Annotated in this window: 1 pseudogene; it reads left to right on the forward strand. The window is 67.3% G+C overall.

The features are described 5' to 3' along the window. Positions 1–135 precede the first annotated feature (135 nt). A pseudogene (locus EN859_RS35365) lies at positions 136–455 on the forward strand (asparagine synthetase B); the annotation flags it as partial.

A 455-nucleotide genomic window follows, 5' to 3' on the forward strand; every position in this document is an offset into this window, starting at 1 on the left:
GCCTGTTCCTTGCGCTCTCCTGACGGCTTGCGGGCAGCCCGGTAGCGGCTAGATTGTGAATTGCGCGGCGTGGGCGCCACTGGTCTCAGGCGGTGTTCGAAAAATCATGGGGCAGACTAAACCGGCCGGCAGGCCATGTGCGGAATAGCCGGCGTCTGGCGAAAGCGGGACCCGATCGGCGCCGGCGACCTGTCGGACATCGCCCGCATGATGCAGGCGCTGGCGCATCGCGGGTCGGACGACCATGACAGCTGGAGCAGCAGCCGGCTCGCCCTGGGTCACCGCCGGCTTGCCATCATCGATCCCTCTCCCGCCGCCCGCGAGCCGATGCTGACCGCATGCGGCAAGGGCGTGCTCGCCTACAATGGCGAGGTCTACAACTACCGCTCGCTGCGCCAGACGCTCGAGGCGGAAGGCTGTATTTTCCGCAGCGTCTCCGACACCGAAGGGGCGAG

Source organism: Mesorhizobium sp. M00.F.Ca.ET.216.01.1.1 (assembly GCF_004010325.2).
Lineage (GTDB): Bacteria > Pseudomonadota > Alphaproteobacteria > Rhizobiales > Rhizobiaceae > Mesorhizobium.